Here is a 3108-nt window from a genome sequence, read left to right on the forward strand (position 1 = left end):
AGGAGTGCGCGGAATCTGCTCGCGGAACAGGTTGATATAGAGTTCGAGCGTCACCAGGGCGTACAGCGCGATGGTCACGGTACGCATGGGCAGCAGCCAGTCTTCGGGAACGCGCTGGCCCAGCCACTGCACATCCCATCCGGCCGACAACGCCCCGACGCGGAGGTTGAGGCACAACCAGACCGCAAAGAGCACGTAGAGCTTTTCGCGGTTGATCAGGGCGATCATCAGCACGAACACCGCCAGCACCGCGAGGCCGCCATCGAGCAGCCCGGATTTGCGGTGGAAATGCGCTTCCGACAAGGCAAACTGGTCGCTGCTCCACTGCAAGGCGGTCAGCCGGGCCGGGCCGGTGAAGGAGGCGCGGCACACCGCCTGATCCGGCGGCGACTCCAGAACGAAGCCACTCTTGGCCGGGGAGATGCCGCCCCGGAAGCCCGCCTTGGTCGACTTGCCGAGCACTTCCAGCGTGGCCACGTCCCAGCACACCATGTCCAGCGCATGGCGCGACGGGAATTCGATCGCCGCTTGCGCCCTCTCCGCCCACGGCTTGATGATGAACCAGACCGGCGCTTCCGACAGCTTGGTCTCGTACTCGTAGCTCGGTTGCACGGAAGCAAGCCGGGTCAAGGCCTCGTTCGGGATCGAGATTCCGTCCGCCTGGACGACCTGCATGCGCAGTGGCCGGTCCGGCTCGGCGCGGTAGTGGCTCCCCCAGAATGCCAAGGCAATGATTGAGAACACCCCGATTGCCAGCGGAACGAGGTGGAAGGACATTGCAGCAAGCACAAAACGCAATGCTTCCTTTGTGCGTCGCGTGCCGGTTACGGTTGGGCTGGGCGTTGGCATCCTGGGGCGGCGGAATTGATCTTGCTGCAAGGATATAAGGCGGCGGCGGACTTGTCATCCGCGCCGCCGCAGCTTTTACTGCTGCAATACAGCACCCGCAGCCGCTGCCGGGACGTGGGCGGCAACGAAGCCGGACGCGGCCGTGCGGGGAGCCAGCCGGCGCTCGACCGAAATATCGGGATGCCGCGTGTGACTGAAAAAGCCGAGCAGAGGATGCCTGGCTGCTTCCCAGCGCGCGTGGCCGGTAGCGATCTCGAAGGCCATGACGCGGTGCGGGATATTGCCTGCATGCTGCAGCGGAACAAAGCCCTGTTCCGGATAGATGTCGGAGAACAGCAACGATTCATACTGCTGGTCGATTGGCGTGCGTCCGGCCGCGATCGCCCACTCGATGCCGTGCCGCTCGCAGTACATGAAGCTGGCCTTGACCAGCGCGATCTTGACCAAGCGGCCGACGCGGCCCGTCTCGACGCCGAGGCGAGTCACTTCTGCCAGGCGTCTGCCCTGCATGTGCGCCGGCAGCACGATCGAGCTCTCCACGCACAGCGGGCGGGAGGCATTGGTCTGGATACGCGCAGTGCCGAGCGGCGTGCCGTCGAGCTTGGACTCGGCCAACAGCACCGCGACGTCGCGGTCATAGTCCATCGCCTCGGGCGTCTTCAGCGCGGCGCTCAGTTCCGGAAGGTGGCGGGCATAGGCAGCGTGGCGAATGCGGATAGCCTTGGACAGGTCGCTTTCGCCCTGGACCACCTTGATGGTAAAGGGAAGCCGCTCGGTATTTGCCGCTTCATCGTGCCCCTGGGCGGAATAGCCGTCGATACCATGTACCGCGGGGGTATTGCAGAGTGTGCGTCCGTTCATGTCGAGTTCCTTTCAGCAAGCGATGGAAAAATCTTGAATTCGAATTGCCTTGGCGCAACAGCGGTACGACGACCGGCGTGCGCATCTGGAAGATGCTGTATTAAAACAATGACAAGTAGAACTGTTGCCTAAAGTCTCTGATTTGATCTTTAGCAACCGAATGAGCTAAGTAGGGATAACGGCAAGCGTGGAAGTTTCATTAGGAAAACCCTAGGAACCATCCGGATTAGGATTTGTAATTCCTGGTAACGCTAGGCTGGATGAGCGGCGTATCGCCGGCATCGCCGGATGTCTGCTTCGGCTGGACCGCCAAAAAGAATGCAGGATGGGAGAAAGCGGGGATGGGGTTCTAGCGCTGATGGAAAGCCCGGATGTAGCGGGTCGCCGCGGGTGCGGTTGGTGAGATTGTTGATGTCGAGCCGCGCCGTCCGGGGTCGTCGATGACGTGCTCCGTCATCCAGCTTCGTGCATGTCCTTGAAGCTCAGTACATTGTTGCGGTCGCCGTGTCGGTCCGCGGAACGCGCCAGCTCGTCCGCCAGCGCCAGCATGGCCGGGTCGCTGATGAAGCTGGCGGCTGAGGCGGCTTCCAGTATGCGATGCGCCGGCTGCGAGCGCGCCACCACGAAGCCCTGCACATAATCCACGCCGATCTCGGCCAGCGTCCGCGCCGTGGCCGCATCCTCTGCCCACTCGGCAATGGTTCTCATGCCGAGGTTCATCGCCAGTTTCACGATCGCTTCCACGATGGCGGCATTGGCGGGATGCGCATTGATGTTCTGCACAAACCGGCCATCGATCTTCAGCACGTCCGCCGGCAATTCCTTGAGGTAGGAGAAGGAGGTGTAGCCGGCGCCGAAATCATCCAGCGCCACGCGCACGCCGCAGCTGCGGATCTGGTCGATGAAGCGGCGGGTGTTGTGCATGTCGTGCAAGGCCACGCTCTCGGTGATTTCGATGCAGAGGTAGCGCGCGCCGACCGGATACTCGTCCAGCGTGACCAGGATGTCCTGGATGAAGTGCTCATCGTTGAGCGACGCGCCACTCAGGTTCATGCAGACGAATTGCGTGGCCGACAGCGCCGGCAGGTTTTCTTCGATCCACTGCAGCGTGGTAGCCAGCACCCAGCGGTCGATCGTACCGGTCATCCCGCTCTTCTCCGCGGCGGAGATGATGCGGCCGGCGGGAATGATGCTGCCGCCGGAGCCGCGCATGCGCAAGAGCACTTCGAAATTGAGCGAGTTGTGCGGGTTGTGGAGCGCCATGATCGGCTGCATTTCGAGGAACAGGTCGCGCGTGGCATCGCTGCCGGACAACTGCTCCATGAGCCCGAGCTCGGCCTGGCGCTCGTGGAAGGCGCTGGCATTGCACTCGTAGACGACCAGCCCCTCGCCCTGCTT

General features: G+C 62.7%; 2 protein-coding genes and 1 pseudogene. All 3 read right to left on the minus strand.

Features of this window, described 5'->3' with window-relative positions; all coding sequences use genetic code 11:
- Nucleotides 1-777: pseudogene (locus tag VFF99_RS12350) on the minus strand (diguanylate cyclase); the annotation flags it as partial.
- Between the two features lie 147 nt (nucleotides 778-924).
- Nucleotides 925-1710: an N-acyl amino acid synthase FeeM domain-containing protein gene (locus VFF99_RS12355; RefSeq protein WP_325018293.1), complete on the minus strand. Its 786-nt coding sequence runs from the start codon at nucleotides 1708-1710 to the stop codon at nucleotides 925-927.
- Nucleotides 1711-2163: 453 nt separating this feature from the next.
- A partial coding sequence (locus tag VFF99_RS12360; protein WP_325018295.1) for an EAL domain-containing protein occupies nucleotides 2164-3108 on the minus strand: 945 nt, incomplete at its 5' end.

Origin of the sequence: Noviherbaspirillum sp. (assembly GCF_035654295.1) — a bacterium.
Lineage (GTDB): Bacteria > Pseudomonadota > Gammaproteobacteria > Burkholderiales > Burkholderiaceae_D > Noviherbaspirillum.

What these genes read in the sequence shown, in the direction of transcription:
- VFF99_RS12355 (WP_325018293.1), bottom strand. Translation starts at nt 1,710, where the DNA reads ATGAACGGACGCACACTCTGCAATACCCCCGCGGTACATGGTATCGAC.